Source organism: Streptomyces sp. NPDC058619 (assembly GCF_042717785.1).
Lineage (GTDB): Bacteria > Actinomycetota > Actinomycetes > Streptomycetales > Streptomycetaceae > Streptomyces.
Window position 1 is genome coordinate 26,783 of record NZ_JBHXQN010000025.1, and the last position, 25,081, is coordinate 51,863.

Genomic DNA, 25,081 nt, shown 5'->3' on the forward strand with positions numbered 1-25,081 from the left:
GACTAGCGGACGGCCGGGAGCTCCTCGCGGGCCGGGAGGCCGGACCCCGGAGCCTGCGCGGAGGACTTCGCGGCGGCGGGCACCGGGGCGGCCGGGGTCGCGTGCGGACCGCACTTCACGTCCTTGGCGTCCACCGTGCCGGTGAGCAGGTAGGCGTCGACGCGCGTGTTGATGCAGGGGTTCACCAGGCTGGTGACCCCGTGCGAGCCGGCGTTCTGCTCGGTGATCAGGCGCGAGCCGGCGAGGCGGCGGTGCAGCGAGACCGCACCCGCGTACGGGGTGGCCGCGTCCCGCTCGGACTGGACGATCAGCACCGGCGCCAGGCCGCGCCCGGCGCCGACCTCGATCGGGGTGCTCTGCTTGGACTTCCAGGTCGCGCAGGGCAGGTTCATCCACGCGTTGGACCAGGTCAGGAACGGGTACTTCTGGTGCAGCCTGCTGTTGTCCCGGTCCCACTTGGCCCAGCTGGTCGGCCACTTGGCGTCGGCGCACTCGACGGCCGTGTAGACGGCGTTGCCGTTCTCGGCGGCGGCGTTGCCGGCCGTGTCCGACATGTCCGGGGCGATCGCGTCGACCAGGGCCTGTGTGTCGCCGGCGAGGTAGGCGGCCCAGGTCTGGGCGACGGGCACCCAGGAGGAGTCGTAGTACGGGGCGCCCTGGAAGAAGCCGATCAGCTCGGCCGGGCCGACGACCCCGCCGATCGGATTCGCCTTGGCGGTCGCGCGCAGCTCCTGGTACTTCGCCTCGACCTTGGCACGGGTGTTGCCGATGTGGAAGACGGCGTCATTCTTGGCGACCCAGTCCTGCCAGTCGTTCCAGCGGGTCTGGAAGGCGACGTCCTGGCCGAGGTTGGCCTCGTACCAGATGTTGTCCTGGTCCGGGTCGACGACGCTGTCGACGACCATGCGGCGCACGTGGGTCGGGAAGAGGGTCGCGTAGACCCCGCCGATGTAGGTGCCGTAGGAGACGCCGAGGAAGTTCAGCTTCTTCTCGCCGAGGGCGGCGCGGATCACGTCGAGGTCGCGCGCGGTGTTCGGCGTGGTCATGTGCGGCAGCATCTCGCCGCTGCGCTCCTTGCAGCCGTCCGCGTACTCGGCGGCGAGCTTGCGCTGGGCGCGCTTGTCGGCCTCGCTGCCGGGCACCGGGTCGGCCTTGGGGGCCTTGACGAACTCCTGTGGGTCGACGCAGGAGATGGGCGCCGAGTGGCCGACGCCGCGGGGGTCGAAGCCCACGAAGTCGTACGCCTTGGAGGTGTTGACCCACAGCGGGCTCTTGGTGGTGACCCGGCGCGGGAAGCGCATGCCGGAACCGCCGGGGCCGCCGGGGTTGTAGACGAGCGCGCCCTGGCGCTCCTGCGCGGTGCCGGTGTTGCCGATCCGGTCGACCGCGAGGTCGATGGTCTTGCCGAACGGCTTGGAGTAGTCGAGCGGGACCTCGACCCAGCCGCACTGGATGGGCTTCTCCAGGTTCCAGTCGGCGGGACAGTCCTTCCACTCGATCCCGGTGCGGGCTGCGCGGGCGGCGGCGATCCGTACGCCCGCCGCCTGCGCTGACCCGTTGTCGCGGCCGGCGGTGGCGGCCGTGGCGGTCGGCGCGAGCAGCAGGCTCGCCGCCAGCGTGCCGGTGATCAGAGTGGCGGCGCTCCCCAGCGCCGCGTTGCGTATCACGTGGTTGTTCCCCCTGCGTCAAGTGCCGCGGTGGCGGCCGGAATCGGTCGGGTTCGGTCGTCGGCGTGCAGGGCGATCCTGTCCTCTGACGGGGACCCGGCGACAGGGCGGAGTGCGGTTCTTTGCCAACCCGATAACCGGCGAGGCGTGTACCGCTGAGCGGATCGCGACGCGTCGGGACCTCACCAGCCGTACGTGGCACGGGCCGCGTCGAGCAGCTCGCGCAGCCGCAGGGCGTCCGGGGCCAGAGCCGTCACGAGGACCGCCGGACCGGCCAGCGGGGTCACCGCGGCGAACTCCCCCAGCACGGCGGCCGCCGGCGGGGCCGCGGCGAACGCCGGGTCCACCACCAGGAGCTGGCCGAGCGCCCGGTGCCCCGCGAGGCCGGCCGGACCGTCCCAGCCGCCGGGCGCGCCCGGTCCGCAGGTGACCTCCTGGTCGAGCAGCGGACGGCCGTCCCGGGTGACGCCGAGCCGGCTGCGCAGCAGCCCGGGCGCCTCCCCGCTGCGGCCCAGCACCTGTTCCTCGCGCAGCAGCAGCCGGGCCGTGGGGGCCAGCCGGACCCGTGTGCGCACCCGCAGGTCGCTGCCGCGCACCGACACCAGCGGCTCCGGCAGCCACCGCACCGACGCCCCGTCCTGCAGGGTGAGGTGGACGTCGTACCGCGCGGGCTCCCCGCCGCGGCCGGGCAGCGCGAGGGTGGCCGCCGCCGACCCGAGGGCGAGGTGGGCCCCGGGTCCGGCGACGGCCTCGACCGTGAGGTGGTCCCCGCCCAGCGGGGCGCTCATCGCGCCGACCAGCACGACCCCGGCCTCGGGGCGCGTCGCCCGGGTGCGGCGCAGGGCGAGCGGTCCCTCCCCGGCCAGCAGGGGCAGGGCGGTGCCGCCCCGCCCGTCGGCGGCGGCGCGGATCCGGGCGGTGGCCCGCAGGCCCGCCGCCGGGGCCGGGGCGGGGGCCGCGGCGGTCACCGTACGATCCAGGCGGCGATCCGCTCGCGCACCCAGTCCGCCACCGGGGCCACTCCGTCGGGGCCGCGCAGCGACTGGAAGGTGACCGGCAGCTCGCCGCGCTGCTCGGCGGCGTCCCGGGCCATCCGGTCCAGGTCGGAGCCGACGTACGGGGCCAGGTCGGTCTTGTTGACGACGAGGAGGTCGGCGGTGGTGACGCCGGGGCCGCCCTTGCGCGGGATGTCGTCGCCGCCTGCCACGTCGATGACGAAGACCTGGGCGTCGACGAGTCCCCTGGAGAAGGTGGCGGTGAGGTTGTCCCCGCCGGACTCGATGAGGATCAGGTCGAGCGGGCCGACGCTCTCCTCCAGCTCCTCGACGGCCTCCAGGTTGGCGGAGATGTCGTCGCGGATCGCGGTGTGCGGGCAGGCGCCGGTCTCGACGGCGGTGATCCGCTCGGGCGGCAGGACGGCCTCGCGGAGCAGGAACTCGGCGTCCTCCCGCGTGTAGATGTCGTTGGTGACCACTGCCATGGACAGCTCGGTGCGCAGCGCGCGGCACAGGGCTGCGACGGTGGCCGTCTTGCCGGAGCCGACGGGGCCGCCGAGTCCGATGCGCAGGGCGCGGCGGGTGCCGTCGGCGCGGACGGGCTCGGCGCTGTGGGTGTGGCGCTGGGGATAGGTCACGCCGTGATCGAGGTGCACGGGGGTCTCCTTGGGGGTGTCGGCGGGGTGCGGGGGCGGGTGTTCAGGAGGCGAAGAGGCGTACCGGCCAGTCGGCATGGACCTCGGCCGCGATCTCCAGCAGCGGCGAGGAGGCCGCGGGCAGGGCGTCCGTGCCCTCCGTGCGCGCCCGCAGGGCGGCCGCCACCGCCAGGGCCGCGACGGCGTCGAGTTCGGGGGCCAGCCGGGCCAGCACCCCGCTCGCCTCGAAGGGGTCCAGGCCCAGCAGCCGCACGGTCGCGGTCGCGGGCGCGCCGACGCTCTCGTACGCCGCCACCTGCGCGGCGCCGTCCGGCCCGAGCCCGGCCGACCGGGCGGTGAGCCCGAGGACGACGGGCTGGTGGGCTCCGCGCGGGAAGGCGGCCGCCAGCGCGTCGAGTTCCGGCGACGGCCAGGTGACCCGGGCGGCCCGCAGCAGCTGCCGGCCCAGGCGCCTGCCCGCGGTGCGCAGGGCGGGCGAGGGCGTGCGGGCGTCGGCGGCGTCGTCGAGCCCGGCCGGGTCGAGCCCGAGGGCGGCGGCCGCGGCGAGTCCGGCGGCGGTGAGTCCCGCGGTGTTCAGCCGGCCCCGGCAGAAGTCCTCCAGGGTGGCGGCGTCGTGGATGCGGCCGGCCTTGCAGGCGGCCTCGGCCCCGCCGGAGTGGGCGTGTCCCCCGGCGGGGAAGCGTCCGTCGGCGAGGACGAGCAGCGCGGCGAGGCTCATCGGAGCTGGCCCCTTCTCAAAACAGGAAGTATCTCTGTGCCATGGGCAGTTCGGCCGCGGGCGCCGGTTCCACGGCCTCGCCGTCGATGGTGACGGTGAAGGTGTCCGCGTTGACCTCGACCCTGAGCATGGCGTCGTTGTTGCGCATGTCCGCCTTGCCGACCTTGCGGGTGCTCTCGATGGCCGTGAACCGCTTGGCGAGGCCGAGCCGTTCGGGGAGGCCGTCGTCGAGGGCGGCCTGCGCGGTGAAGTTGAGCGAGTTCAGTCCGGGGGCGCGGCCCAGGCTGCCGAACATGGGGCGGGGCAGGACCGGCTGCGGGGTGGGGATGGAGGCGTTGGCGTCGCCCATCTGGGCGTAGGCGATCTGGCCGCCCTTGATGACGAGTTCGGGCTTGACCCCGAAGAAGGCGGGGTTCCACAGCACGAGGTCGGCGAGCTTGCCGGTCTCGACCGAGCCGATCTCGCGGGCGAGGCCCTGGGCCACGGCGGGGTTGATCGTGTACTTGGCGACGTAGCGGCGGGCCCGGTGGTTGTCGGCGGGTCCGTCGCCGGGCAGGAAGCCGCGGCGCCTCTTCATCACGTGGGCGGTCTGCCAGGTCCGCAGGACGACCTCGCCGACCCGGCCCATGGCCTGGGAGTCGGAGGAGATGATGGAGATGGCCCCGAGGTCGTGCAGGACGTCCTCGGCGGCGATCGTCGAGGGCCGGATGCGGGACTCGGCGAAGGCGAGGTCCTCGGGGACCGCGGGGTTGAGGTGGTGGCAGACCATCAGCATGTCGAGGTGCTCCTCGACGGTGTTGACGGTGTGCGGCCGGGTCGGGTTGGTGGAACTGGGCAGTACGTTCGGCTCGGAGACCACGGTGATGATGTCCGGGGCGTGCCCGCCGCCCGCACCCTCCGTGTGGTACGAGTGGATGGTCCGCCCGCCGATGGCCGCGAGGGTGTCGGCGACGAACCCGGCCTCGTTGAGCGTGTCGGTGTGGATGGCGAGCTGGGCGCCGGTCTCGTCGCAGACCCCGAGGCAGGCGTCGATGACGGCGGGGGTGGCCCCCCAGTCCTCGTGGATCTTGAAGCCGAGTGCTCCTCCGCGCAGTTGGGAGTGCATGGCCTCACGGGACATCGTGTTGCCCTTGCCGAGCAGGCCGATGTTGACGGGGTAGGCCTCCAGGGCGGCGAACATCCGGGCCAGGTGCCACGGGCCGGGGGTGATCGTGGTGGCCTTGGTGCCCTCGGCCGGTCCGGTACCGCCGCCGACGAGGGTGGTGATGCCCGAGACGAGGGCCTCCTCGATGACGGTCGGGGAGATGAAGTGCACGTGCGCGTCGACGGCGCCGGCGGTGACGATCTTCCCGTTGCCCGCGATGATCTCCGTCTCGGGGCCGATCACGAGCGTGGGCTCGACCCCGTCCATGGTGTCGGGGTTGCCGGCCTTGCCGATGCCGCAGATGCGGCCGTCGCGGATGCCGAGGTCGGCCTTGACGATGCCCCAGTGGTCGAGGACGACCACCCCGGTGATCACGGTGTCCGGGGCGCCCTCGGCCCGGGTGGTGCGGGCCTGCCCCATGGACTCGCGGATCACCTTGCCGCCGCCGAAGACGGCCTCGTCGCCGGCCCGTCCGGGGCCGCCGCTGAGGTCCTGCTCGATCTCGACGAAGAGGTCCGTGTCGGCCAGCCTGATCCGGTCCCCAGCGGTCGGCCCGAAGAGGTCGGCGTACACCTGGCGGGAGATCTCAGCCATCGAGCGGCCCTCCGGTCTCCCCGCGCAGCCCCGGTACGGTGCGCAGCCCGCCCAGGGGTACGAGCTCCACGGCTACCGGGATGCCGGGCTCGAAGCGGACGGCGGTCCCGGCGGCGATGTTCAGCCGCAGCCCGCGCGCGGAGGCCCGGTCGAAGTCGAGACCGGGGTTGGCCTCGGCGAAGTGGTAGTGGGAGCCGATCTGGACGGGCCGGTCGGCCGCGTTGAGCACGGTGAGGCGGGTGACGGGGCGGCCCTCGTTGAGGCGCACCGGACCGTCCCCGTAGGCGATTTCGCCGGGGATCATGGCGGGTACTTCCCCTCAGACGATCGGATCGTGGACGGTGACGAGCTTGGTGCCGTCCGGGAAGGTCGCCTCGACCTGGACGTCGTGGATCATCTCGGGGATCCCCTCCATGACGTCACCGCGCTGCAGGACGGTGCGGCCGGAGGCCATCAGCTCGGCCACCGTCCGCCCGTCGCGGGCGCCTTCGAGGAGGTGCGAGGTGATGAGGGCGATCGCTTCCGGGTGGTTGAGGAGCACCCCGCGCGCCCTCCGCTTCGCCGCCACGTCGGCGGCCACGTGGATGAGCAGTCGCTCCTGCTCGTGCGGTGTCAGTTGCACAGCTATCACCAAGCTTCCGGGACAAGATCGACATCGCGCCGGGCCGAAACCTACTGGGCGTCAACACGTTGTTGACCAGCTCATATCCGGGCCAAGCGTGTCTTGCCCAACGCGGGGAAAGGCTTTCCGTCCCGACCACCGCCGCTTTACCGGATGATGGGTGATCGTTGGCGGTCGAACGTGGCGCCACGCTATGCGCCGCGTTTTTCCGTTGAGTTAACCCACGTTTCGGGGAGGCACCCGGTTCTGCTTCCGGGTCCCCGGATCCCGGTTGCGTATACGAAGTCCCATACGGCCCCTTCCGAGGAGACGCATGTTCAACAACCCCGTCCGCCACATCACCTTCGACGCGGTCGACCCCTACAAGACCGCCGAGTTCTGGTCCGCGGTCACCGGCTTCCCCATCCATCCGGACGACGTGGACGGAGACGACGAGATCCTGCTGGAGCCCGGACAGCCGGGAGTGCCCGGCCTGTTGTTCATCCGGGTCCCGGATGCCAAGTCCGTCAAGAACCGGGTTCACCTGGACATCCAGCCGGCGTCCGGCACCCGGGACGAGACCGTCGAGCGGCTCGTCGCACTCGGCGCGGAGGTCGTCGACGACCGCCGCGCACCGGACGGCGTCATGGGCTGGGTCGTGCTCGCCGACCCGGAGGGCAACGAGCTGTGCATCGAGCGCAGCGCCGCGGAGCGCGGCCTGTCCTGAGTGGTCGCGGGGGAGACGGGCGGCCGACGCGCCGCCCCCTCCCCGCGTTCAGCAGCCGGTGGGGCTGGTCACCGGCAGTCCGACCGTCCAGGGCAGCGCGATCCACACCGTCTTGCCGCCGTCGTCGGTGGGGCTGACCGTCAGCCGGCCGCCCGCCTCGACGGTCAGCCAGCGGATGATGACCATGCCCCGGCCGTTGTCCTGCTGCACGGCGGCGGGGAGCCGCTTGGGCCAGCGCGGGTGGCTGTCGGTCACGCCGACGCGGAGCCACTCGCCGCGCTCGAGCAGGACGTCGACGGTGAAGGTGGGCGACTGGCCGAAAGTGTGCTGTACGGCGTTGGTGGCGAGCTCCGAGACGATCAGCCGGACACTGTCCGCGGTGTCGGCGTCGTCGGGCAGCCCCCATTCCCGCAGCACCTCCGCCACGAAGCGTCGGGCGGTGGCGACCGAGGCGGGTTCGCTCGGCAGAGTGACGGATGCTTCCTGGTGGTCTGCCATGGCGACGGTCCCTTTCCCACCCGGGGCGGAACCGCCCCGGATCTGTGCTGGACGCCAGAGTGTCACCCATCGTGCCGAGGTTTCTGCCGTTCCCTCAAGTTATGCATATATCTGTCGCTCAATGCGGTGAACTCTGCTACGGGAGAGCATATTTGGACGGCAGACTGGTGCGAGCTGTGCCGGTGGAAGGAGGCGGGTGTGCAGCACGGTCCTGCGGTGCGTCGGCGCAAGCTCGGCGAGGAACTGCGTGCCCTGCGCGATCGGTCCGGACTCACCAGTGGTGAGGCCGCCCGGATCGCGGGATGGCACCAGTCGAAAATCAGCCGTATCGAGACGGGTCGCAGCGGCGTGAAAGCGGAGGACATCCGCGTACTGCTCGACGTGTACGGGGAGATCGTGAGCCCTCAGCAGCGCGCGCTGCTGGAGGCGCTGTCCGCCTCCGCGTCCGGTCCCGCCGCAGGGGACGGCACGGCGCGGGGACGGCACTGGTGGCACGACTACCGGGGGCTGCTGCCGCAGGAGTACCGGGACTTCATCAGCCTGGAGGCCGGGGCCCGGTCGGCGCGCACCGTCGAACTGTCGGTGGTGCCGGGGCTGCTCCAGACACCGGAGTACGCGCGGGCCGTGACCCGCGCCGCGCTGGGCGGGCTGCCCGAGCCGAAGGTGGACGCCCTGGTCGACGTACGTCTGGCGCGGCAGGCGGTCCTGCGGTCCGATCCGCCGCTGGAGCTGAGCGCGGTGCTCGACGAGGCGGTGCTGCGCCGCCAGATCGGCGGCGCGGGGGTGATGGCGGAGCAGTTGCGGCACCTGGTGGAGGTGGCACGACTGCCCCAAGTGAGCCTCCAGGTGCTGCCGTTCAGCGTGGGGGGACATCTCGGCCTCACAGGACCGTTCGTCATCTTCTCATTTCCGAACATCGCCGATCTGGATGTGGTGGTACTCGACCATTTGACGAGTAGCCTCTATCTCGAGCGGAAGGAAGACCTCGAGGCGTACAGCGCCGCGTTCCGCACCATCCAGGCGCACGCCCTCCCGCCCCGGGACTCGTCGGGTCTCATCAGCTCATTCGCTGACGACGTGTAAGGAGGCACCCCCGTGTCCGCAACCCTCTTGGCCACCAGCGGACTTCTGATCGGCGCGCGGTGGCGGCGGAGCAGCCGCAGCACCGGAATGAACAACTGTGTGGAAGCGGCCGCCCTCACCGGCGGCCTGCTGGCCGTCCGCGACTCCAAGCGGGCGGACGGCCCGGCCGTGCTCTTCACCGGGCCGGCCTGGAGCGGCTTCCTCGCCCAGGTACGGGCGGACGTACACCCGTAGCCCCGCCTACCGGTCCGTGGCCCCGGCCGGAGCGGTGCGCAGGATCGTCGACACGGCCCGGCTGATCTCCTCCCCCGTGAGATCGGCCCGGGCGGTGAGCCGGAGCCGGGAAATGCCGTCCGGTACCGACGGCGGCCGGAAGCACCCCACGGACAGTCCTGCCTCGCGGCAGTCGGCGGCCCAGCGCAGTGCCGCCGAAGCCGACGGGGCCCGCACCGACACCACGGCCGCGTCCGGCCGGGCCGCTGTCAGGCCGGACGCGGTGAGCAGCCCGTACAGCCGGTCGGCCACCTCGCGGGCGCGGCCGGCCCGCTCCGGCTCCCGCCGGAGCAGGCGCAGGCCCGCCAGCGCGGCGCCCGCGGCGGCCGGGGCGAGCCCGGTGTCGAAGATGAAGGTCCTGGCGGTGTTGACCAGGTGCCGGATCACCTTGGCCGGGCCGAGGACGGCTCCGCCCTGACTGCCCAGGGACTTCGAGAGCGTCATCGTCGCGACCACGCCGGGCCCGCCCGCCAGCCCGGCGGCGTACAGCGCCCCGCGGCCCCCCTCGCCCAGCACGCCCAGCCCGTGCGCGTCGTCGACGACCAGCGCCGCACCCTCGTCGCGGCAGGCGGCGGCGTACGCGGCGAGCGGTGCGGCGTCCCCGTCCACGGAGAACACCGAGTCGCTGACCAGCAGCGCCCGTCCGTCGTGCGAGGCGAGCGTCTTGCGCGCGGTGTCCGGGTCGGAGTGCGGGATCACGGCGGTCTCGGCGCGCGAGAGGCGGCAGCCGTCGACGATCGAGGCGTGGTTGCCCGCGTCGGAGACGACGAGGGTGCCCCGGTCGCTCAGCGCGGTGACGGCGGCGAGGTTGGCCGCGTACCCGGAGGAGAGGACCAGCGCCGCCTCGAACCCGCAGAAGGCGGCGAGCTCGCGCTCCAGCTCGGCGTGGAGTTCGGTGGTGCCGGTGACCAGGCGGGAGCCGGTGGCGCCGGCGCCCCAGCGCTCGGCCGCGTCCCGGGCGCCCCGTACGGTCTCGGGGTGCCGGGAGAGTCCGAGGTAGTCGTTGCTCGCGAGGTCCAGGAGCGGTGAGGACGCCGGCCTCGGGCGCAGGGTGCGGACCAGCCCGGCCCGCTCGCGCGCCTGTTCCGCGTCGTCGATCCAGGCGAAGACGTCCGCGGGGGCGGAAATGTGCTCGGGCATCGGGGGGTCCTCGTTTTTGTCGGCAGTCCACAGACCAGCCCGACCCTATCCGGGCGTGACCTGCGGGTCATGTGTGGCGATACACACACTTCCATCCGGCCATGTTGTGTCATCTCTCCTTGGCCGGGAGTGGTCGTGTAGGCCAGGATCGGCGTCATGGACCTGCTGAACACCCTGGTGGACAAGGGGCTGCGGCGCGAGCTGCCGACCCGCGAAGAGGCGCTCGCCGTACTGGCGACTTCTGACGACGAACTGCTCGACGTGGTGGCCGCGGCCGGCAAGGTGCGCCGTCAGTGGTTCGGACGTCGGGTGAAGCTGAACTATCTGGTCAACCTGAAGTCGGGCCTGTGCCCGGAGGACTGCTCGTACTGCTCCCAGCGTCTGGGGTCGAAGGCCGAGATCCTCAAGTACACCTGGCTGAAGCCGGAGGAGGCCTCCCAGGCCGCGGCCGCCGGTGTCGCGGGCGGCGCGAAGCGGGTCTGTCTGGTGGCGAGCGGCCGCGGGCCGACGGACCGGGACGTGGACCGGGTCGGCAAGACGATCGCCGCGATCAAGGAGCAGAACGAGGGCGTCGAGGTCTGCGCCTGCCTTGGCCTGCTCTCGGACGGCCAGGCGGAGCGCCTGAAGGACGCCGGCGCCGACGCGTACAACCACAACCTCAACACCTCCGAGGCCACGTACGGGCAGATCACCAAGACGCACACGTACGCCGACCGCGTCGACACGGTGCAGAAGGCGCACGCCGCCGGCCTGTCCGCCTGCTCCGGCCTGATCGCGGGCATGGGCGAGAGCGACGAGGACCTGGTCGACGTCGTCTACTCGCTGCGCGGGCTCGACCCCGACTCGGTGCCGGTCAACTTCCTGATCCCGTTCGAGGGCACCCCGCTGGCCAAGGAGTGGAACCTCACCCCGCAGCGCGCCCTGCGCATCCTGGCGATGGTCCGCTTCGTCTGCCCCGACGTCGAGGTCCGCCTCGCGGGCGGGCGCGAGGTGCACCTGCGCTCGATGCAGCCGCTGGCCCTGCACCTGGTCAACTCGATCTTCCTGGGCGACTACCTGACCAGTGAGGGCCAGGCCGGCCAGGCCGACCTGGACATGATCGCGGACGCCGGTTTCGAGGTGGAGGGCGCCGGTACGACGACCCTCCCCGCGCACCGCTCCGACCTGGCGGCGGACGCCGACGCGACCGCGGCCCCGGCCGGTGGCTGCGGCTCGCAGGGCGGCGGCTCGCACGGCGGCGGCGCCTCGGTCTGCGGTTCCGCGGCACCCGCCGGCGCCGCCGAGGCGGCCGGCTGCGGGTCGGCGTGCGGCGGCTGCTCGGGGCACGCGGAGGCGGCTCCCGTACGGGCGCAGGCCGACGCCGGCGGCGTGCGGTCCGACCTGGTGTCGGTCCGACGGCGCGGCGCGGGGACGGACATCGCCCCCAATGCCTGATCCGCTCCACCCGCTGCCGTCCGGCGCGGAACTCCTCGCGCTGGACCGGCAGCACGTCTGGCACCCGTACGGCCCCATGCCCGGGCGGCAGGAGCCGCTGGTCGTCGCCTCCGCCTCGGGGGTCCGGCTGCGGCTCGCCGACCCGGCCCAGGGGCAGGGGCACGAAGAGCTGGTTGACGGCATGTCCTCCTGGTGGTCGGCCGTCCACGGCTACAACCACCCGGTGCTGAACGAGGCCGCGACGTCCCAGCTGGGCCGGATGTCACACGTGATGTTCGGCGGGCTCACCCACGAGCCCGCCGTCCGGCTCGCCGCGCGGCTGGTCGAGATCACCCCGGCGGGTCTGGAGCACGTGTTCCTGTCCGACTCGGGCTCGGTCGCCGTCGAAGTCGCCGTGAAGATGTGCCTGCAGTACTGGCGTTCGGTGGGACGGACGGGCAAGACCCGGCTGCTCACCTGGCGCGGCGGCTACCACGGGGACACCTGGCAGCCGATGGCCGTCTGCGATCCCGAGGGCGGGATGCACGAGCTGTGGCAGGGCCATCTGCCCCGGCAGCTCTTCGCGGACGCGCCGCCCGGCGACTTCGACGCGCCCGTCGACCCGGCGTACGCCGACCACCTGCGCGCCCTGATCGCCGCCCACGCGGACGAGCTGGCCGCGGTGATCGTGGAACCGGTGGTGCAGGGCGCCGGCGGCATGCGCTTCCACAACCCCGGCTACCTGCGCGTGCTGCGCGAACTGTGCGACGAGTACGGGGTACTGCTGATCCTGGACGAGATCGCGACGGGCTTCGGCCGTACGGGCGCCCTCTTCGCGGCCGACCACGCCGGGATCACCCCCGACGTGCTGTGCCTGGGCAAGGCCCTGACGGGCGGCTACCTCTCGCTGGCGGCGACCCTGTGCACGAGCCGGGTGGCGGAGGGCATCTCGCGGGGCGAGGTACCGGTGCTCGCGCACGGCCCGACCTTCATGGGCAACCCGCTCGCGACGGCCGTGGCGCTGGCCTCCGTCGACCTGCTGCTCGCCCGGGACTGGGCGGGCGAGGTCAAGCGGATCGAGGCGGGCCTGCGCGAGGGCCTCGCCCCGGCCGCCGCACTGCCCGGCGTACGGGAGGTGCGCGTCCTCGGCGCGATCGGGGTGGTCCAGCTGACGCACGACGTCGACATGGCGGCGGCGACCCGGGCGGCGGTCCGGGAGGGCGTCTGGCTGCGGCCGTTCCGGGACCTGATCTACACCATGCCGCCGTACGTCACGGGCGACGCCGACGTGGCCCGCATCTGCCGCGCGGTGGTCGCGGCGGCTCAGGAGGGCTGAGATGTCCGTACTGGTGGTGTCCGGCACGGGCACCGAGATCGGCAAGACGGTGGTCACCGCGGCGGTCGCGGCCGCCGCGGTCGCGGCCGGGCGTTCGGTGGCGGTGCTCAAGCCGGCGCAGACCGGCGTGGCCCCGGACGAGCCGGGCGACGCCGCCGAGGTGGTGCGGCTGGCCGGGCCGTCGGTGACTGCGCTCGAACTGGTCCGCTACCCGGAGCCGTTGGCCCCGGACACGGCGGCCCGGCGCTCGGGGCTGGCGACCCTCTCCCCCGCGGCGATCGCCGAGGCGGCCACCCGGCTGGCGCTCACGCACGACCTGGTGCTGGTGGAGGGGGCGGGCGGGCTGCTCGTCCGCTTCGACGAGACGGGCCACACCCTGGCCGACGCGGCCCGGCTGCTCGGCGCGCCGACGCTGGTCGTCGCCCCGGCGGGCCTCGGCACCCTCAACGCGACCGCCCTCACGGCGGAGGCCCTGCGGGCGCGGGGTCTGACCGCGCTGGGCCTCGTCATCGGCAGCTGGCCGACCGCGCCGGACCTGGCCTCCCGCTGCAACCTGGCCGACCTCCCGGAGGTCTCCGGCCTGCCGTTGCTGGGCGCGGTCCCGGAGGGCTCCGGCACCCTCCCGCCGGACCGGTTCCGCGCGGGGGCCCCGACCTGGCTCTCCCCCGCCCTGTCGGGCACCTGGTCCGCACCCGCCTTCCTCACCGCCTGGCCCACCTGACCCACCCCGAGGGCGGGGCCGAGGCGGCCCCCGTCCGAACCGCTACCCGGTCGGACCGGGTCCCGGTCGGTCCGGGTAGTGGTCGGTCCGGGCCCCATTCCGGCCGCAGCCAGGCGGGCCACGACGCCAAGGGCGGAGGCGCGGCGGCCCCGTCCGAACCGCTTCCCGGTCGGTCCGTGAGGCGCGGGGTACGGGGCGGAGCCCCGGAACCACCGCCCTCGCCACGCCGCCGCGCCAGCGGTCACGGCGGAGCCCCGAAATCGACGGCCCCCGGCAGGCACCGGCAGGGATGAGGCCCCGCCGACCGGGCACCCTGGAAGTACCGGCACCACCGCCCCGGAGGCCCACATGCCCACGCCCCGCCGTAGCCCGGCACCGGCACCGCCCCACGACCCGGTCCACCACCCCCTCTTCGCGCGGTTCTACGCCCGCGCCAGCACCACCGCCGAGACACGCGCCGGCATCGCCCCCCTCCGGCGCGAGCTGCTGCACGGCGTGTCCGGCCGCGTCATCGAGATCGGCGCCGGCAACGGCCTGAACTTCGCGCACTACCCCCGCGCCGTGTCCGAGGTCGTCGCCGTCGAACCGGAGCGCACCCTGCGGCGCCTCGCGTCCGCCGCCGCACAGCACGTCGAGGTGCCGGTGGACGTCGTACCGGGCGCCGCCGAGGCCCTCCCCGTGAAGAGCGAGGCCTTCGACGCCGCCGTCGCCTCGCTGGTGCTGTGCACCGTACGGGACCTGCCCCGCTCCCTCGCCGAACTGCACCGCGTCCTGCGCCCCGACGCCGAGCTGCGCTTCTTCGAGCACGGCCTGGCCCCCGGCCCCGGCATGGCGGGCGTCCAGCGCGCGCTCGACCGGACCGTCTGGCCGCGCCTGTTCGGCGGCTGCCACACCGCCCGCGACCCGCTCGCGTCGATCGAGGCCGCCGGTTTCCGGATCGTCTCCCACCGCGCCTTCCGGCTGCCCGAGCGCGGCCCGGCCCTCCCGACCTCCTACTGTGTGCTCGGCTCGGCCCGCCGCGTCAGTTGACCGGGCCGGTGGCGCGCCCGCGCCCGTCATCCCGTACCGGCTCGAACGGTTTCACCCACCTCCGCCAGTGGTCCTCACGGTGGTACCCGGCCGCGGCCCACGCCTGCTGGGCCCGTTCGTTCGCCTCCAGGACCATCGCGTCGCCGCGCCGGCCCCCGACGGCGCGGAAGCGCCGTTCGGCCGCGTCGAGCAGCGCCGTCCCGATCCCCCGCCTGCGGTGCGCGGGCAGTACGGCCAGCCGGTACAGCGAGCAGCGCCATCCGTCGTACCCGGCCACCACGGAGCCCACCAGGGTTCCGCCGGACTCCGCGAGGATCAGCGCGTCCGGATCGCGTGCGATGAGCCGGCGCACGCCGTCCAGGTCGTCGGTGATGGACGTGCCCTCCGCCGCTTCCTTCCAGAAGGCGAGCACGTCCTCGGCGTCGGCCGGCGCGGCGGCCCGTATGCGCAGCTGGTTCATGATCGGGATCCAAGCACGACGGCGCCCGGCCCGCCGGCGGCTTCCGTTCCGGGGGACGGGGCGCCGCCTCGGGACCGGCGCGCGGGATCGTTCCCGCCCGGGCCCGCCACCCGTGCGGGGCTGCGCGGAAACGGCGTCTACGCTCCTCGGCCTTCCTCTACCGTGTGGAAAAACGATCCCCCTCGGACCCGGAACCCGGACTCCGACCCCTCCTCCTCCCGAACGAAAGGTGTGAGCGTCCGCCCATGGGCGAGCCTGCCGATCCACGACACTCCCGCCCGCGACGTCGCGCGGCACCCCTCCTCCTGGCCGATCATGGGACGGAGGTGATCGACCGATGACGGAAGTGCTCCTGCTCCTTCTGGCACTGCTGCTCTGTCTTGCCTGCGGGGTCTTCGTCGCGGCCGAGTTCTCGCTGACCACCGTCGAGCGCAGCGACCTCGAACGGGCCGTCGAGCGCGGCGAGCGGGGTGCCGACAGCGCCCTGGCCGCGGTCAAGACGCTGACGTTCCAGCTGTCCGGTGCCCAGCTCGGCATCACCGTGACCGGCCTGGTCATCGGCATGCTCTCCAAACCGTCGATCTCGGCGCTGCTGCAGGGCCCGTTCGAGGCCATGGGGCTGTCACCCAGCGCCGCCTCCACCACGGCCCTGGTCCTGGGCACGGCGCTGTCGACCGTCGTCCTGATGGTGGTCGGCGAGCTGGTGCCCAAGAACTGGGCGATCTCATCGCCGCTGGCGATCGCCAAGCGCGTGGCCATGGTGCAGCGGGCCTTCAGCCGGATCTTCAGGCCCCTCATCAGCCATCTGAACACCACGGCGAACCACATGGTGCGCCGCTTCGGCATGGAGCCCGCCGAGGAGCTGGCCTCGGCCCGCACCCCGCAGGAGCTGATGGCGCTGGCACGGCACTCGGCGAAGGCCGGCGCCCTGGAGAAGGACACCGCGGAGCTGTTCGTGCGCACCTTGAACCTGGCCGATCTGACCGCGGAGAACGTGATGACCCCGCGGGTCCAGGTGACCGCGCTGGACCTGCAGACGACCGCGGAGGACGTGGCGAACGCGACGCTGGCCACCGGCCTGTCCCGCTTCCCCGTCTACCGGGGGAGCCTGGACTCCGTCGTCGGCACCGTTCACATCAAGGACGTGCTGGCGCTGCCCGCCGAGGAGCGCTACCGCCACCCGGTGGCGTCGCTGCTGCGCGAGCCGCTCCTCGTGCCGGAGTCGCTGACCGTGGACCGGCTGCTGGACCGGCTGTCCGGCCGGCAGACGATGGCCGTGGTCATCGACGAATACGGGGGCACGGCCGGGGTGGCCACCCTGGAGGACATCGTCGAGGAGGTCGTCGGCGAGGTCCGCGACGAGCACGACCCGCACGAGACTTCGGACCTGGCACCGGCCGGAACGGACGACTCCGGACGCCCTCTGTACTCGGCGGACGGCGCCGCCCGCACCGACCAGCTCCAGCGGATCGGTCTGCGGGTGCCGGACGGCCCCTACGAGACGCTGGCCGGCCTGGTGGCGACCGAGCTGGGCCGCATCCCGCTCGTCGGCGACAGCATGGAGCTGGACGGCTGGCGGCTCGACGTGGTGGACGCCGGCGGACGGCGGGCGGCGCGGGTGCTCTTGCATGCACCGTCCGGACCCGTCACCGCCGAGGGCGACGCGGTCGCCGGGGAGGAGTCCCGATGACCGTGATCCAGTTGTTGATCGGCCTGGCGACCCTGGTCGTCAACGCCTTCTTCGTCGGTGCGGAGTTCGCGTTGATCTCGGTCCGGCGCAGCCAGATCGAGCCGTACGCCGAGCAGGGCGACCGGCGGGCCCGCGCCGTCGTGTGGGGGCTGGAGCACGTGTCGGCCCTGATGGCGGCGGCGCAGCTCGGCATCACGCTGTGCACCCTGGTGCTGGGTGTGGTGGCCGAGCCGGCCATCGCGCACCTGCTGACTCCGGTGTTCGAGTTCTTCGGTGTCCCGGCCGGGCTGACGCACGCGATCTCCTTCGTGGTGGCGCTGGCGCTGGCCACGTACCTGCACATGCTCTTCGGCGAGATGGTGCCGAAGAACGTGGCGCTGTCCGAGCCGGTGCGCACCGCCCTGCTGCTGGGGCCGCCCCTGGTGGCCGTGACCAGGGCCCTGCGTCCGGTGATCTTCGCGATCAACGCCTTCGCCAACGCGTTGCTGCGCCTGCTGCGGGTGGAGGTCAAGGACGAGGTCGCGGCGACGTTCTCGGACGACGAGCTGGCCCGGATGGTCAAGGACTCCAGTGAGGCGGGGCTGCTGGACGATCGGGCGAGAGAGCGGCTGCACGACGCGCTGGAGCTGGGCCGCCGGCCGGTGACCGACGTGGTGCTGTCGGCGGAGCGGGTCGTCACGGCGCGGGAGGGCATCACCCCGGCCGGGCTGGAGCGGCTGTCGGCCGAGTCGGGGTACTCCCGGTTCCCGGTGGTCGACGCCCAGCACGGGATCCTGGGGTACCTGCACGTCAAGGACGCGCTGGACGCGGAGGCGCAGGAGCGGGACGCGCCCTTCCCGGTGTCGGCGCTGCGGCAGATCGCCCAGGTGCGGGCGGAGACCCCGCTGGACGACGTGCTCACCGCGATGCGCCGCAGCCGTACGCACCTGGCCGCGGTGCTCGGGGCGGACGACGTCATGACGGGCCTGGTGACGATGGAGGACGTCCTGCGCGAGCTGTTCGCCAGGCCGGCCTCCGCGTAGCCGGCCGGAGCGTGTGCTCCCCCGGCCCTGCGGGCCGGGGGTACCGCGCGGTAGCATCGCTCCGCCATGGAGATGAATGCCTCTTACACCAGTTTCGTCGCGGTCGGCGACTCCTTCACCGAAGGCATGTCCGACCTGCTCCCGGACGGCTCCTACCGGGGCTGGGCCGACCTGCTGGCCGCCCGGCTCGCGGCGCGCGAGCCCGGCTTCCGCTACGCCAACCTCGCGGTGCGCGGGAAGCTGATCGGCCAGATCGCCGGGGAACAGGCCCCGGCGGCCGCGGCCATGGGCGCTGACCTGGTGACCCTGGTCGGCGGCCTGAACGACGCCCTGCGCCCCAAGGTCGACATGGGCCGGGTCCGAACACACCTGGAATCGGCCGTGGAGCTCCTCGCGCCCTCGTGCGGGCAGCTCGTCCTGATGCGCTCCCCTGGGCGCAACGGGCCGGTGATGGAGCGCTTCCGGCCCAGGATGGAGGAGCTCTTCGTCATCATCGAGGAGCTCGCCGCGCGGCACGGCGCCCTGGTGGTGGACCTGTACGGGTCCCCGGCGCTCGGCGACCCGCGCATGTGGGACGTCGACCGGCTGCACCTGACGTCCGAAGGGCACCGCCGGGTGGCCGAGGCGGTCTGGCAGGCGCTGGGCCTGCCTCCGGAGGAGGACTGGCACACCGCGCTGCCGGTCGCGGCGCCCGCGGGCTGGACCGTACGCCGGTCCCAGGACCTGAGCTTCGCCCGGCAGCACCTGCTGCCCTGGGTGGGCCGCCGGCTGACGGGCCGCTCCAGCGGGGACGGCCGCCCCGCCAAGCGTCCCGAGCTGCTGCCCTACGGGTGCTCTCCGCGCTCGTAGCAAGGCACAAGCGGCGGGGGTGCCCCTACCTGCGTAAACACACAGCCGGGGCCCAAGTAGAATCCCTCTACGTGACAGCCAAGCCCCGCATCCCCAATGTCCTGGCCGGCCGCTACGCCTCCGCGGAGCTCGCCGTCCTGTGGTCCCCCGAGTACAAGGTGACGCTGGAGCGGCGGCTGTGGCTCGCCGTGCTGCGCGCCCAGAAGGACCTCGGTATCGAGGTCCCGGACGCGGCCCTCGCCGACTACGAACGCGTCCTGGAGACCGTCGACCTCGCCTCGATCGCCGAGCGCGAGAAGGTCACCCGGCACGACGTGAAGGCCCGGATCGAGGAGTTCAACGCCCTCGCCGGACACGAGCAGGTCCACAAGGGCATGACGTCCCGCGACCTCACCGAGAACGTCGAGCAGCTGCAGATCCGCCTCTCGCTGGAGCTGGCCCGGGACCGCACGGTCGCCGTGCTCGCCCGCCTCGGCAAGCTGGCCGGCGAGCACGCCGAGCTGGTCATGGCCGGCCGCTCCCACAACGTGGCCGCGCAGGCGACCACGCTGGGCAAGCGCTTCGCCACCGCGGCCGACGAGCTGCTGGTGGCCTACGACCGCCTCGAGGACCTGCTGGGCCGCTACCCGCTGCGCGGAATCAAGGGCCCCGTCGGCACCGCCCAGGACATGCTCGACCTGCTCGGCGGCGACGCCTCGAAGCTCGCCGACCTGGAGCAGCGGATCGCCGCCCACCTCGGCTTCGCCCAGGCCTTCACCTCGGTGGGCCAGGTCTACCCGCGCTCGCTCGACTACGACGTGGTCACGGCCCTCGTGCAGCTGGCAGCGGCGCCCTCGTCGATCGCCAAGACCATCCGCCTGATGGCCGGCCACGAGCTGGTCACCGAGGGCTTCAAGCCCGGCCAGGTCGGCTCCTCGGCGATGCCGCACAAGATGAACACCCGCTCCTGCGAGCGTGTGAACGGCCTCATGGTCATCCTGCGCGGCTACGCCTCGATGACCGGCGAGCTGGCCGGCGACCAGTGGAACGAAGGCGACGTCTCCTGCTCCGTGGTCCGCCGGGTGGCCCTGCCGGACGCGTTCTTCGCGTTCGACGGCCTGCTGGAGACCTTCCTGACGGTCCTCGACGAGTTCGGCGCCTTCCCGGCGGTCGTCGCCCGCGAGCTGGACCGCTACCTGCCGTTCCTCGCGACCACGAAGGTCCTGATGGGCGCGGTGCGGGCCGGGGTGGGCCGCGAGGTCGCCCACGAGGTCATCAAGGAGCACGCGGTGGCCTCGGCCCTCGCCATGCGCGAGCAGGGCGCGGAGCGCAACGAACTGCTGGACAAGCTGGCCGCCGACGACCGGATGCCGCTGGACCGGGCCCAGCTCGACGCCCTCATGGCCGACAAGCTGTCCTTCACCGGGGCGGCGGCCGACCAGGTCGCGATGGTGGTCTCCCGCATCGAGGCGATCGCCAAGCAGCACCCGGAGGCCGCCGGGTACGCGCCGGGGTCGATCCTCTGACTCCCGAAGAGCTGAACGCCGCCCGTGACCGCGTCCTCCCGGACGTGGTCGCGGGCGGTCTCCGTGTGCTGTTCTGCGGTATCAACCCGGGCCTCCTCTCCGCCGCGACGGGCCACCACTTCGCCCGGCCCGGCAACCGCTTCTGGCCGGTACTGCACCTGTCCGGGTTCACCCCGCGCCGCTTCGCGCCGGCGGAACAGGAAGAACTGCTCGCCCACCGCCTCGGCATGACCAACGTCGTGGCTCGTGCCACGGCCCGCGCCGACGAGCTGAGCGCCGAGGAGTTCCGCGAGGGCGGCCGCATCCTGACGGCCAAGGTGGAGCTGCTGCGCCCCCAGTGGCTCGCAGTGGTCGGAGTCACCGCCTACCGGACCGCCTTCGGGGAACGACGGGCCCAGATCGGCCCCCAGGAGCGGACCATCGGCTCCACGCGCCTCTGGGCCCTCCCCAACCCGAGCGGCCTCAACGCCCACTGGACCGCCGAGTCCATGGCGCAGGAGTACGCCCGCCTGCGTGTCGCCGCCGAATCCCCCGACGGCACCTGACCCGAGGGACGCGGCCCCCGCCGCTGCCCGCTGGGGGCCGCTCCGCCGGCTGGGGCTGCTGCTGCGGCGACGGCCGCAGGGGTGCGGGTACTACGGAGGGTCGACCACCGTGACGCCCGCCATCAGCGCGAAGGGCTCGCCGCCGTCCCAATGCGCCACGTAGGCCACGAGCCACTGCCCCTCCGCCTGCCAGGCGTGCACGTGATCGGTCGTGCTGCTCACCTCGTCCCACGGCTCGGGTATCTCCTCCCCCTCGATCCCCCGGTGCCTGAGCGATGCCACGCTGAAGATCTGAGCCTCCCCCCACCGGGCATCCAGTGCCCGGGTGAGTGCTCCGTATTCGGCGTTGACCTGGTCGGCCGCCGCGGCCCGCCCCGAGCCTCCGTCCGCCCAGACGTCCTCGGCCCGGCCGACCTGAGCCAGGTGGTATCCCGGGCCGCTGCGCTGCCCGCCGGACCGGACCTGCTCCGTCGGGAACTCCCGACCCCGGAGCCGGTCGATCGTGTCGAGGTGCTCTGCCGTGGTCATACCGTCAGTATCCCGGCCGCCACTGACAACTGGCCCGGCGTCACGCGTCCCGCCGCCGCACCGCGATCCAGCCCGCGGCCAGCGCGGCGAGCGACCAGAGTGCGGCGACAGCGAGACCGGTCCACGGGCCGAGCGAACCCTCCGCGTTCATCCGCATGACCGCCTGGCCGGCCCGGTCGGGCATGAACCGCCCGGCACCGGCGACCACCTGACCGACCACGAAGGGAACGATCAGGACGAAGGGTATGAGCAGGCTCATCACCAGCGTGCCGCTGCGCACCAGTGCGGTCAGCCCGGCCGAGAGCAATGCCATCAGCATCAGGTAGACGCCACTACCGAACACCGCCCGGAGCGTGCCCGGATCGCCCAGTCCGAGGGCGTACTCCCCCATGAAGGCCTGCCCGGAGACGAACGTGACGAACCCCGTGACCTGTCCGACGAGGAAGGCGAGACCCGCGACCACGGTCACCTTCGACAGGTAGAACCGGGTCCGGTGGGGTACCGCGGTGAGCGAGACCCGCAAGGCCCCGTCACGGAACTCCCCGGCGAGGGCGGTGGCGCCGAAGGCAATGGCCGCTATCTGCCCGAAGTTGATGCCGTAGAAGGCGGCGAGCAGCGGGTCCGCTCCCATCGCCCCCTCCTCGGCGCCGCCGATCGCCGCCGCGGTGAGGGCGGTCGTCCCGGCCGTAACGCCGAACAAGGCGATCAGGGAGCCGAGGATCGGGCGGGCGGTCCGTATCTTGATCCATTCCGAGCGCAGAACGGGTGCGGTGGGCAGGGCGGCTGCGGTCATGGCAGGGCCTCCGGTGAGGGTCGGGTGAGTGGAGCTCGACGGGAACGAGAGCTCGACGGAAACAGGGGCGGCGAGGCGCGCCGGGAGGAGCCGGTGCGGCAGTCGCCCCGTCGCTGATGCGGCGGTGAACACGTGGGGCCGTGGCCCCGTGCGTCGGGTGAGCCGGGGCGGCGGTGAGCCGGGGCGGCGGCGGGCGGAGGGTGGGTGAGCCTGTGGGGTGGAGGCGGAGGGCGGTCAGGCCGCAGTCGCGGAGAACTCCGCGCGGCCTGCTGTGAGGGCGAGGTAGGCTTGCTCCAGCGAGGCCCGCTCGTCGGAGAGCTCCAGCATCGGAATCCCTTCGCCGGCCGCGAGGGCTCCGACCGCCTCGGCCTGTATCCCGTCCACGGCCCACCGCCCGTTCTCCGCGGGAGCCAGCTCGAAGCCCCGGCGCGCCAAAGCGGTGCGCAGCCGGTCCGGGTCGGAGGTCCGCAGCCGCACCCGGGGGGAGCTGTGCGCGTCGATGAACTCCGCTGTCGGGGTGTCGACGAGCAGCCTGCCCTGCCCGAGCACCACCAGATGGTCGGCGAACGACGCGGTCTCCGACATCAGGTGGCTGGAGACGAGGACCGTGCGGCCCTCGGCGGCGAGACTCTGCATCAACTCCCGTGTCCAGAGGATGCCCTCGGGATCCAGACCGTTCGTCGGCTCGTCCAGCAGGAGCACCGCGGGGTCTGCGAGCAGCGCGGCGGCGATGCCGAGCCGCTGGCGCATGCCCAGCGAAAAGGTCTTGATCCGACGCCGTGCCACGGGGGCGATGCCGCACTGCTCCAGCACCGCGCCCACGCGCCCCTCCGGGATGCCGTTGCCGGCGGCGAGGATGAGCAGGTGGTCGCGGGCGGTGCGCCCGCCGTACGGCGCCTGCGGATCGAGCAGGGCTCCCACGTGGCGCAGCGGTTCCCGGAGCTCGGTGAAGCGGCGGCCGCCGATGGTGGCGGTGCCGGCGGTGGGCCGGGTGAGCCCCAGCAACAGTCGCATCGTCGTGGACTTTCCGGCGCCGTTGGGTCCCAGGAAGCCGGTGACCCGTCCGGGCAGGACATCGAAGGTGAGGTGGTCCACGACCCGGGTGGGGCCGTAGTCCTTGGTCAGTTCGCGGATCTCGATGCGGTTCATGACTCAAGGCTCGCGGCCACGCCTCCCCCTTCCCTCCCCCACACGGGGGTCACGTCTCCCCCACGTGGGGGAGACGCCCGTGACCTGGGCGCTGTCACGATGGGTGCATGTACCGACTGCTCCGTGCTCCGTTGCGACCGGTGACGTACTCGCGCTGGCTGCACCTCTGTGTTCCGCTCCTGCTCCTGGCCATCTGGATGTTCGTCGATCCCGCGTGGCCGTGGGCTCCGCTGCTGATCGTCATACCGTTCGGATTCGTGCCGTGGGTCCGGCTGGCCGAAGGTCTCCAGGCCCAGTTCCTGCTGACCCCGCACGAGCGGGGCGTTCCGGACGACAGCATCGCCGTCGCGCCGTCGGCCGACTGGAACGACCGCTGGCGGACCGTGGTCTGGCTGGAGACACGGCTCGTCGTCGCGGGCGCGGCCGTGTGGGCGACCGTTGTCCTGCCGGTGGTGACCGTCGAACTCGTCCTGACCGCCCTGGGCCAGCCGCCCGGTTCCGATGCGATGGTGCCCCTGGTCCCGCCACGCTGGGCGGCCGCCCTGCTCGCACCGGTACCGCTGATCGTGCTCATCACCGTGGTCGTCGCGCTCGGGGAGATGATCACCGCGATCGCCCGGCGGCTGCTCGGACCTTCGGCGGCCGAGCGTCTCACCGCGCTGGAGGCGCGCACCGAGCAGTTGTTGGAGCGGACCCGCATAGCACGGGAACTGCACGACTCGATCGGGCACGCCCTGACCGTGGCCGTCGTGCAGGCAGGAGCGGCGCGGGCCGCCGGTGACCCCGCCTTCACGGAAAGGGCGTTGAGCGCGATCGAGGAGACGGGCCGCGCGGCGCTGGAGGACCTGGAGCGGGTACTGCTGGTGCTGCGTGAGTCGGCTCAACCGCCCTCGCAGCGGCCGACGCTCGTGGAGGCGGACCGGCTGTTGGAGGCGGCACGGGCCTCCGGAGCGGCGGTGGAGGCGCACCTGACGGGGCCGTTGGAGAAGTTGCCGGGGCCGGTCACCCGGGAGGGGTACCGCATTTTGCAGGAGGCGTTGACCAATGTGCTGCGGCACTGCGGTCCCGTGCCCGTGAAGGTGCGGGTGGAGATGACTCCGGGCCGGCTGGTACTGGAGGTTACGAATCCGCTGCCGGAGCGGCCCGCCGTCATGACGCGCGGCGGTTCCGGGCTGCGCGGGATGCGGGAGCGGGCCTCGCTGCTCGGCGGTGAGGCCGAGACCGGTCCGTACGGGGGTGGTTGGAGAGTGCGCGCCCGGCTTCCGCTGGAGCGAATAGGCTGACGGAATGTCGGTTACCGTACTGCTCGTCGACGACGAACCCCTGGTGCGCGCGGGCCTCCGCGCCGTCTTGGAGGCCCAGCCCGACATCGAGGTGGTGGGTGAGGCCGGCGACGGTGCCTCGGTCGTCCCGCTCGTACGGCAGCTGCGGCCGGACGTGGTGGCCATGGACGTGCGGATGCCGCTGCTCGACGGGATCGAGGCCACCCGGGCCGTCCTGCGGTCGGTGGACGCGCCGCCGAAGATCCTCGTGGTGACCACCTTCGAGAACGACGAGTACGTCTACCAGGCGCTGCGGGCCGGAGCCGACGGGTTCCTGCTGAAGCGGGCCCGGCCGTCCGAGATCGTGCACGCGGTACGGCTGGTGGCGGAGGGCGAGACCCTGCTGTTCCCGGCGGCGGTGCGGGCCCTGGCCGCCGAGTACGGGAACCGCCAGGCGCGGACGGCGCTGGCGCGGGCCGCCCTGACCGAGCGGGAGGAGGCGGTGCTGCGGCTCATGGCGCGGGGGCTGACGAACGTGGAGATCGCCGCCGAGCTGATCGTCGGCACGGAGACGGTGAAGTCACACGTCAGCGCGATCCTGGCGAAGCTGGGGGCACGGGACCGGACCCAGGCCGTGATCATGGCGTACGAGTCGGGGTTCGTCGCTCCCGCTTAGAGTCGGG

Annotated in this window: 27 protein-coding genes; 14 read left to right on the forward strand and 13 right to left on the reverse strand. The window is 73.1% G+C overall.

The genetic code is table 11. The annotated features are described in order from the left end of the window. Nucleotides 1-2 precede the first annotated feature (2 nt). The 7 genes from ACFWTC_RS23595 to ACFWTC_RS23625 all read right to left on the reverse strand — a co-directional run bounded on the left by ACFWTC_RS23595 (nt 3) and on the right by ACFWTC_RS23625 (nt 6,396). Nucleotides 3-1,667: an alpha/beta hydrolase gene (locus ACFWTC_RS23595; RefSeq protein ID WP_384028360.1), complete on the reverse strand. Its 1,665-nt coding sequence runs from the start codon at nt 1,665-1,667 to the stop codon at nt 3-5. A gap of 182 nt (nt 1,668-1,849) precedes the next feature. Beyond that, on the reverse strand, nt 1,850-2,647 hold the full coding sequence (locus ACFWTC_RS23600; protein WP_384028376.1) for an urease accessory protein UreD: 798 nt from the start codon (nt 2,645-2,647) through the stop codon (nt 1,850-1,852). Beyond that, nucleotides 2,632-3,318, reverse strand: coding sequence for an urease accessory protein UreG (ureG, locus tag ACFWTC_RS23605; RefSeq protein WP_383916176.1), 687 nt, complete (start codon nt 3,316-3,318; stop codon nt 2,632-2,634). The genes ACFWTC_RS23600 and ureG overlap by 16 nt, the downstream gene beginning before the upstream one ends. A 43-nt stretch (nt 3,319-3,361) precedes the next feature. After that, nucleotides 3,362-4,036, reverse strand: a complete 675-nt coding sequence (locus ACFWTC_RS23610) for an urease accessory protein UreF (protein WP_383916178.1) — start codon at nt 4,034-4,036, stop codon at nt 3,362-3,364. Nucleotides 4,037-4,052: 16 nt separating this feature from the next. Next, a complete protein-coding gene (locus ACFWTC_RS23615) occupies nt 4,053-5,774 on the reverse strand; it encodes an urease subunit alpha (protein ID WP_383916180.1) in 1,722 nt (573 codons plus the stop codon). Next, nucleotides 5,767-6,078 (reverse strand): urease subunit beta, encoded by a 312-nt coding sequence (locus ACFWTC_RS23620; protein WP_383916183.1) that lies wholly within the window; start codon nt 6,076-6,078, stop codon nt 5,767-5,769. The genes ACFWTC_RS23615 and ACFWTC_RS23620 overlap by 8 nt, the downstream gene beginning before the upstream one ends. Nucleotides 6,079-6,093: 15 nt before the next feature. Continuing rightward, complete coding sequence (locus tag ACFWTC_RS23625) at nt 6,094-6,396, reverse strand: urease subunit gamma (RefSeq protein ID WP_383916185.1); 303 nt, start codon at nt 6,394-6,396, stop codon at nt 6,094-6,096. A gap of 313 nt (nt 6,397-6,709) precedes the next feature. Between ACFWTC_RS23625 and ACFWTC_RS23630 the strand changes: the two genes are divergently transcribed. Next, nucleotides 6,710-7,102: a VOC family protein gene (locus ACFWTC_RS23630; protein WP_384028358.1), complete on the forward strand. Its 393-nt coding sequence runs from the start codon at nt 6,710-6,712 to the stop codon at nt 7,100-7,102. 48 nt (nt 7,103-7,150) lie between these two features. Here the strand turns inward: ACFWTC_RS23630 and ACFWTC_RS23635 are convergent, their stop codons facing one another. Beyond that, nucleotides 7,151-7,600: an ATP-binding protein gene (locus ACFWTC_RS23635; RefSeq protein ID WP_383916188.1), complete on the reverse strand. Its 450-nt coding sequence runs from the start codon at nt 7,598-7,600 to the stop codon at nt 7,151-7,153. 198 nt (nt 7,601-7,798) lie between these two features. On the opposite strand from ACFWTC_RS23635, the gene ACFWTC_RS23640 reads away from it, so the two are divergent. Together ACFWTC_RS23640 and ACFWTC_RS23645 are read left to right on the forward strand one after the other, a co-directional pair. After that, a complete protein-coding gene (locus ACFWTC_RS23640) occupies nt 7,799-8,683 on the forward strand; it encodes a helix-turn-helix domain-containing protein (RefSeq protein WP_383916190.1) in 885 nt (294 codons plus the stop codon). Between the two features lie 12 nt (nt 8,684-8,695). Further along, nucleotides 8,696-8,917: a DUF397 domain-containing protein gene (locus ACFWTC_RS23645; RefSeq protein ID WP_384028356.1), complete on the forward strand. Its 222-nt coding sequence runs from the start codon at nt 8,696-8,698 to the stop codon at nt 8,915-8,917. 6 nt (nt 8,918-8,923) lie between these two features. On the opposite strand, the gene ACFWTC_RS23650 is transcribed toward ACFWTC_RS23645, so the two are convergent. Beyond that, nucleotides 8,924-10,096, reverse strand: coding sequence for an 8-amino-7-oxononanoate synthase (locus ACFWTC_RS23650; RefSeq protein ID WP_383916194.1), 1,173 nt, complete (start codon nt 10,094-10,096; stop codon nt 8,924-8,926). 156 nt (nt 10,097-10,252) lie between these two features. Between ACFWTC_RS23650 and bioB the strand changes: the two genes are divergently transcribed. The 4 genes from bioB (at nt 10,253) to ACFWTC_RS23670 (ending at nt 14,595) form a co-directional block, all read left to right on the forward strand. After that, entirely contained in the window at nt 10,253-11,530 is a 1,278-nt protein-coding gene (bioB, locus tag ACFWTC_RS23655) for a biotin synthase BioB (RefSeq protein WP_383916196.1), read from the forward strand. Next, a complete protein-coding gene (locus ACFWTC_RS23660; RefSeq protein WP_383916199.1) occupies nt 11,523-12,845 on the forward strand; it encodes an adenosylmethionine--8-amino-7-oxononanoate transaminase in 1,323 nt (440 codons plus the stop codon). The genes bioB and ACFWTC_RS23660 overlap by 8 nt, the downstream gene beginning before the upstream one ends. Before the next feature lies 1 nt (nt 12,846). Next, nucleotides 12,847-13,566, forward strand: a complete 720-nt coding sequence (bioD, locus tag ACFWTC_RS23665; protein WP_383916201.1) for a dethiobiotin synthase — start codon at nt 12,847-12,849, stop codon at nt 13,564-13,566. A gap of 348 nt (nt 13,567-13,914) precedes the next feature. After that, on the forward strand, nt 13,915-14,595 hold the full coding sequence (locus tag ACFWTC_RS23670; RefSeq protein WP_383916203.1) for a class I SAM-dependent methyltransferase: 681 nt from the start codon (nt 13,915-13,917) through the stop codon (nt 14,593-14,595). On the opposite strand, the gene ACFWTC_RS23675 is transcribed toward ACFWTC_RS23670, so the two are convergent. Further along, nucleotides 14,588-15,055: a GNAT family N-acetyltransferase gene (locus ACFWTC_RS23675; protein ID WP_383916205.1), complete on the reverse strand. Its 468-nt coding sequence runs from the start codon at nt 15,053-15,055 to the stop codon at nt 14,588-14,590. The genes ACFWTC_RS23670 and ACFWTC_RS23675 overlap by 8 nt on opposite strands. Before the next feature lie 337 nt (nt 15,056-15,392). Between ACFWTC_RS23675 and ACFWTC_RS23680 the strand changes: the two genes are divergently transcribed. The 5 genes from ACFWTC_RS23680 (at nt 15,393) to mug (ending at nt 20,666) form a co-directional block, all read left to right on the forward strand. Next, the gene (locus ACFWTC_RS23680; protein WP_384028354.1) at nt 15,393-16,745 is read left to right on the forward strand and encodes a hemolysin family protein; all 1,353 of its coding nucleotides are present in this window, start codon (nt 15,393-15,395) and stop codon (nt 16,743-16,745) included. Beyond that, entirely contained in the window at nt 16,742-17,767 is a 1,026-nt protein-coding gene (locus ACFWTC_RS23685; RefSeq protein WP_383916209.1) for a hemolysin family protein, read from the forward strand. The genes ACFWTC_RS23680 and ACFWTC_RS23685 overlap by 4 nt, the downstream gene beginning before the upstream one ends. 66 nt (nt 17,768-17,833) lie before the next feature. Further along, the gene (locus ACFWTC_RS23690) at nt 17,834-18,616 is read left to right on the forward strand and encodes an SGNH/GDSL hydrolase family protein (RefSeq protein ID WP_384028352.1); all 783 of its coding nucleotides are present in this window, start codon (nt 17,834-17,836) and stop codon (nt 18,614-18,616) included. Nucleotides 18,617-18,687: 71 nt separating this feature from the next. Continuing rightward, nucleotides 18,688-20,121, forward strand: a complete 1,434-nt coding sequence (purB, locus tag ACFWTC_RS23695; protein WP_383916213.1) for an adenylosuccinate lyase — start codon at nt 18,688-18,690, stop codon at nt 20,119-20,121. Next, nucleotides 20,118-20,666, forward strand: coding sequence for a G/U mismatch-specific DNA glycosylase (mug, locus tag ACFWTC_RS23700; RefSeq protein ID WP_383916289.1), 549 nt, complete (start codon nt 20,118-20,120; stop codon nt 20,664-20,666). Before purB ends, mug begins: the two co-directional genes overlap by 4 nt. A gap of 90 nt (nt 20,667-20,756) precedes the next feature. On the opposite strand, the gene ACFWTC_RS23705 is transcribed toward mug, so the two are convergent. The 3 genes from ACFWTC_RS23705 to ACFWTC_RS23715 all read right to left on the reverse strand — a co-directional run bounded on the left by ACFWTC_RS23705 (nt 20,757) and on the right by ACFWTC_RS23715 (nt 23,136). Further along, complete coding sequence (locus ACFWTC_RS23705; RefSeq protein ID WP_383916215.1) at nt 20,757-21,194, reverse strand: hypothetical protein; 438 nt, start codon at nt 21,192-21,194, stop codon at nt 20,757-20,759. Between the two features lie 40 nt (nt 21,195-21,234). Then, the gene (locus ACFWTC_RS23710; RefSeq protein ID WP_384028350.1) at nt 21,235-21,987 is read right to left on the reverse strand and encodes an ABC transporter permease subunit; all 753 of its coding nucleotides are present in this window, start codon (nt 21,985-21,987) and stop codon (nt 21,235-21,237) included. A 234-nt stretch (nt 21,988-22,221) separates the two neighbouring features. Then, nucleotides 22,222-23,136 carry an ABC transporter ATP-binding protein gene (locus ACFWTC_RS23715; protein WP_383916217.1) on the reverse strand — a complete coding sequence of 305 codons (915 nt, stop codon included), beginning with the start codon at nt 23,134-23,136 and terminating at the stop codon, nt 22,222-22,224. Nucleotides 23,137-23,243: 107 nt separating this feature from the next. On the opposite strand from ACFWTC_RS23715, the gene ACFWTC_RS23720 reads away from it, so the two are divergent. Together ACFWTC_RS23720 and ACFWTC_RS23725 are read left to right on the forward strand one after the other, a co-directional pair. Then, a complete protein-coding gene (locus tag ACFWTC_RS23720) occupies nt 23,244-24,419 on the forward strand; it encodes a sensor histidine kinase (RefSeq protein WP_383916219.1) in 1,176 nt (391 codons plus the stop codon). 4 nt (nt 24,420-24,423) lie between these two features. After that, entirely contained in the window at nt 24,424-25,074 is a 651-nt protein-coding gene (locus ACFWTC_RS23725) for a response regulator (RefSeq protein ID WP_384028348.1), read from the forward strand. The last annotated feature ends 7 nt before the right edge of the window (nt 25,075-25,081 follow it).

What these genes read in the sequence shown, in the direction of transcription:
- ACFWTC_RS23680 (WP_384028354.1), top strand. Translation starts at nt 15,393, where the DNA reads ATGACGGAAGTGCTCCTGCTCCTTCTGGCACTGCTGCTCTGTCTTGCC.
- ACFWTC_RS23725 (WP_384028348.1), top strand. Translation starts at nt 24,424, where the DNA reads ATGTCGGTTACCGTACTGCTCGTCGACGACGAACCCCTGGTGCGCGCG.
- ACFWTC_RS23620 (WP_383916183.1), bottom strand. Translation starts at nt 6,078, where the DNA reads ATGATCCCCGGCGAAATCGCCTACGGGGACGGTCCGGTGCGCCTCAAC.
- ACFWTC_RS23675 (WP_383916205.1), bottom strand. Translation starts at nt 15,055, where the DNA reads ATGAACCAGCTGCGCATACGGGCCGCCGCGCCGGCCGACGCCGAGGAC.
- ACFWTC_RS23670 (WP_383916203.1), top strand. Translation starts at nt 13,915, where the DNA reads ATGCCCACGCCCCGCCGTAGCCCGGCACCGGCACCGCCCCACGACCCG.
- ACFWTC_RS23660 (WP_383916199.1), top strand. Translation starts at nt 11,523, where the DNA reads ATGCCTGATCCGCTCCACCCGCTGCCGTCCGGCGCGGAACTCCTCGCG.
- ACFWTC_RS23715 (WP_383916217.1), bottom strand. Translation starts at nt 23,136, where the DNA reads ATGAACCGCATCGAGATCCGCGAACTGACCAAGGACTACGGCCCCACC.
- ACFWTC_RS23685 (WP_383916209.1), top strand. Translation starts at nt 16,742, where the DNA reads ATGACCGTGATCCAGTTGTTGATCGGCCTGGCGACCCTGGTCGTCAAC.
- ACFWTC_RS23630 (WP_384028358.1), top strand. Translation starts at nt 6,710, where the DNA reads ATGTTCAACAACCCCGTCCGCCACATCACCTTCGACGCGGTCGACCCC.
- ACFWTC_RS23690 (WP_384028352.1), top strand. Translation starts at nt 17,834, where the DNA reads ATGGAGATGAATGCCTCTTACACCAGTTTCGTCGCGGTCGGCGACTCC.
- ACFWTC_RS23650 (WP_383916194.1), bottom strand. Translation starts at nt 10,096, where the DNA reads ATGCCCGAGCACATTTCCGCCCCCGCGGACGTCTTCGCCTGGATCGAC.
- ACFWTC_RS23710 (WP_384028350.1), bottom strand. Translation starts at nt 21,987, where the DNA reads ATGACCGCAGCCGCCCTGCCCACCGCACCCGTTCTGCGCTCGGAATGG.
- ACFWTC_RS23615 (WP_383916180.1), bottom strand. Translation starts at nt 5,774, where the DNA reads ATGGCTGAGATCTCCCGCCAGGTGTACGCCGACCTCTTCGGGCCGACC.
- ACFWTC_RS23705 (WP_383916215.1), bottom strand. Translation starts at nt 21,194, where the DNA reads ATGACCACGGCAGAGCACCTCGACACGATCGACCGGCTCCGGGGTCGG.
- bioD (WP_383916201.1), top strand. Translation starts at nt 12,847, where the DNA reads ATGTCCGTACTGGTGGTGTCCGGCACGGGCACCGAGATCGGCAAGACG.
- ACFWTC_RS23635 (WP_383916188.1), bottom strand. Translation starts at nt 7,600, where the DNA reads ATGGCAGACCACCAGGAAGCATCCGTCACTCTGCCGAGCGAACCCGCC.
- ACFWTC_RS23720 (WP_383916219.1), top strand. Translation starts at nt 23,244, where the DNA reads ATGTACCGACTGCTCCGTGCTCCGTTGCGACCGGTGACGTACTCGCGC.
- ACFWTC_RS23610 (WP_383916178.1), bottom strand. Translation starts at nt 4,036, where the DNA reads ATGAGCCTCGCCGCGCTGCTCGTCCTCGCCGACGGACGCTTCCCCGCC.
- bioB (WP_383916196.1), top strand. Translation starts at nt 10,253, where the DNA reads ATGGACCTGCTGAACACCCTGGTGGACAAGGGGCTGCGGCGCGAGCTG.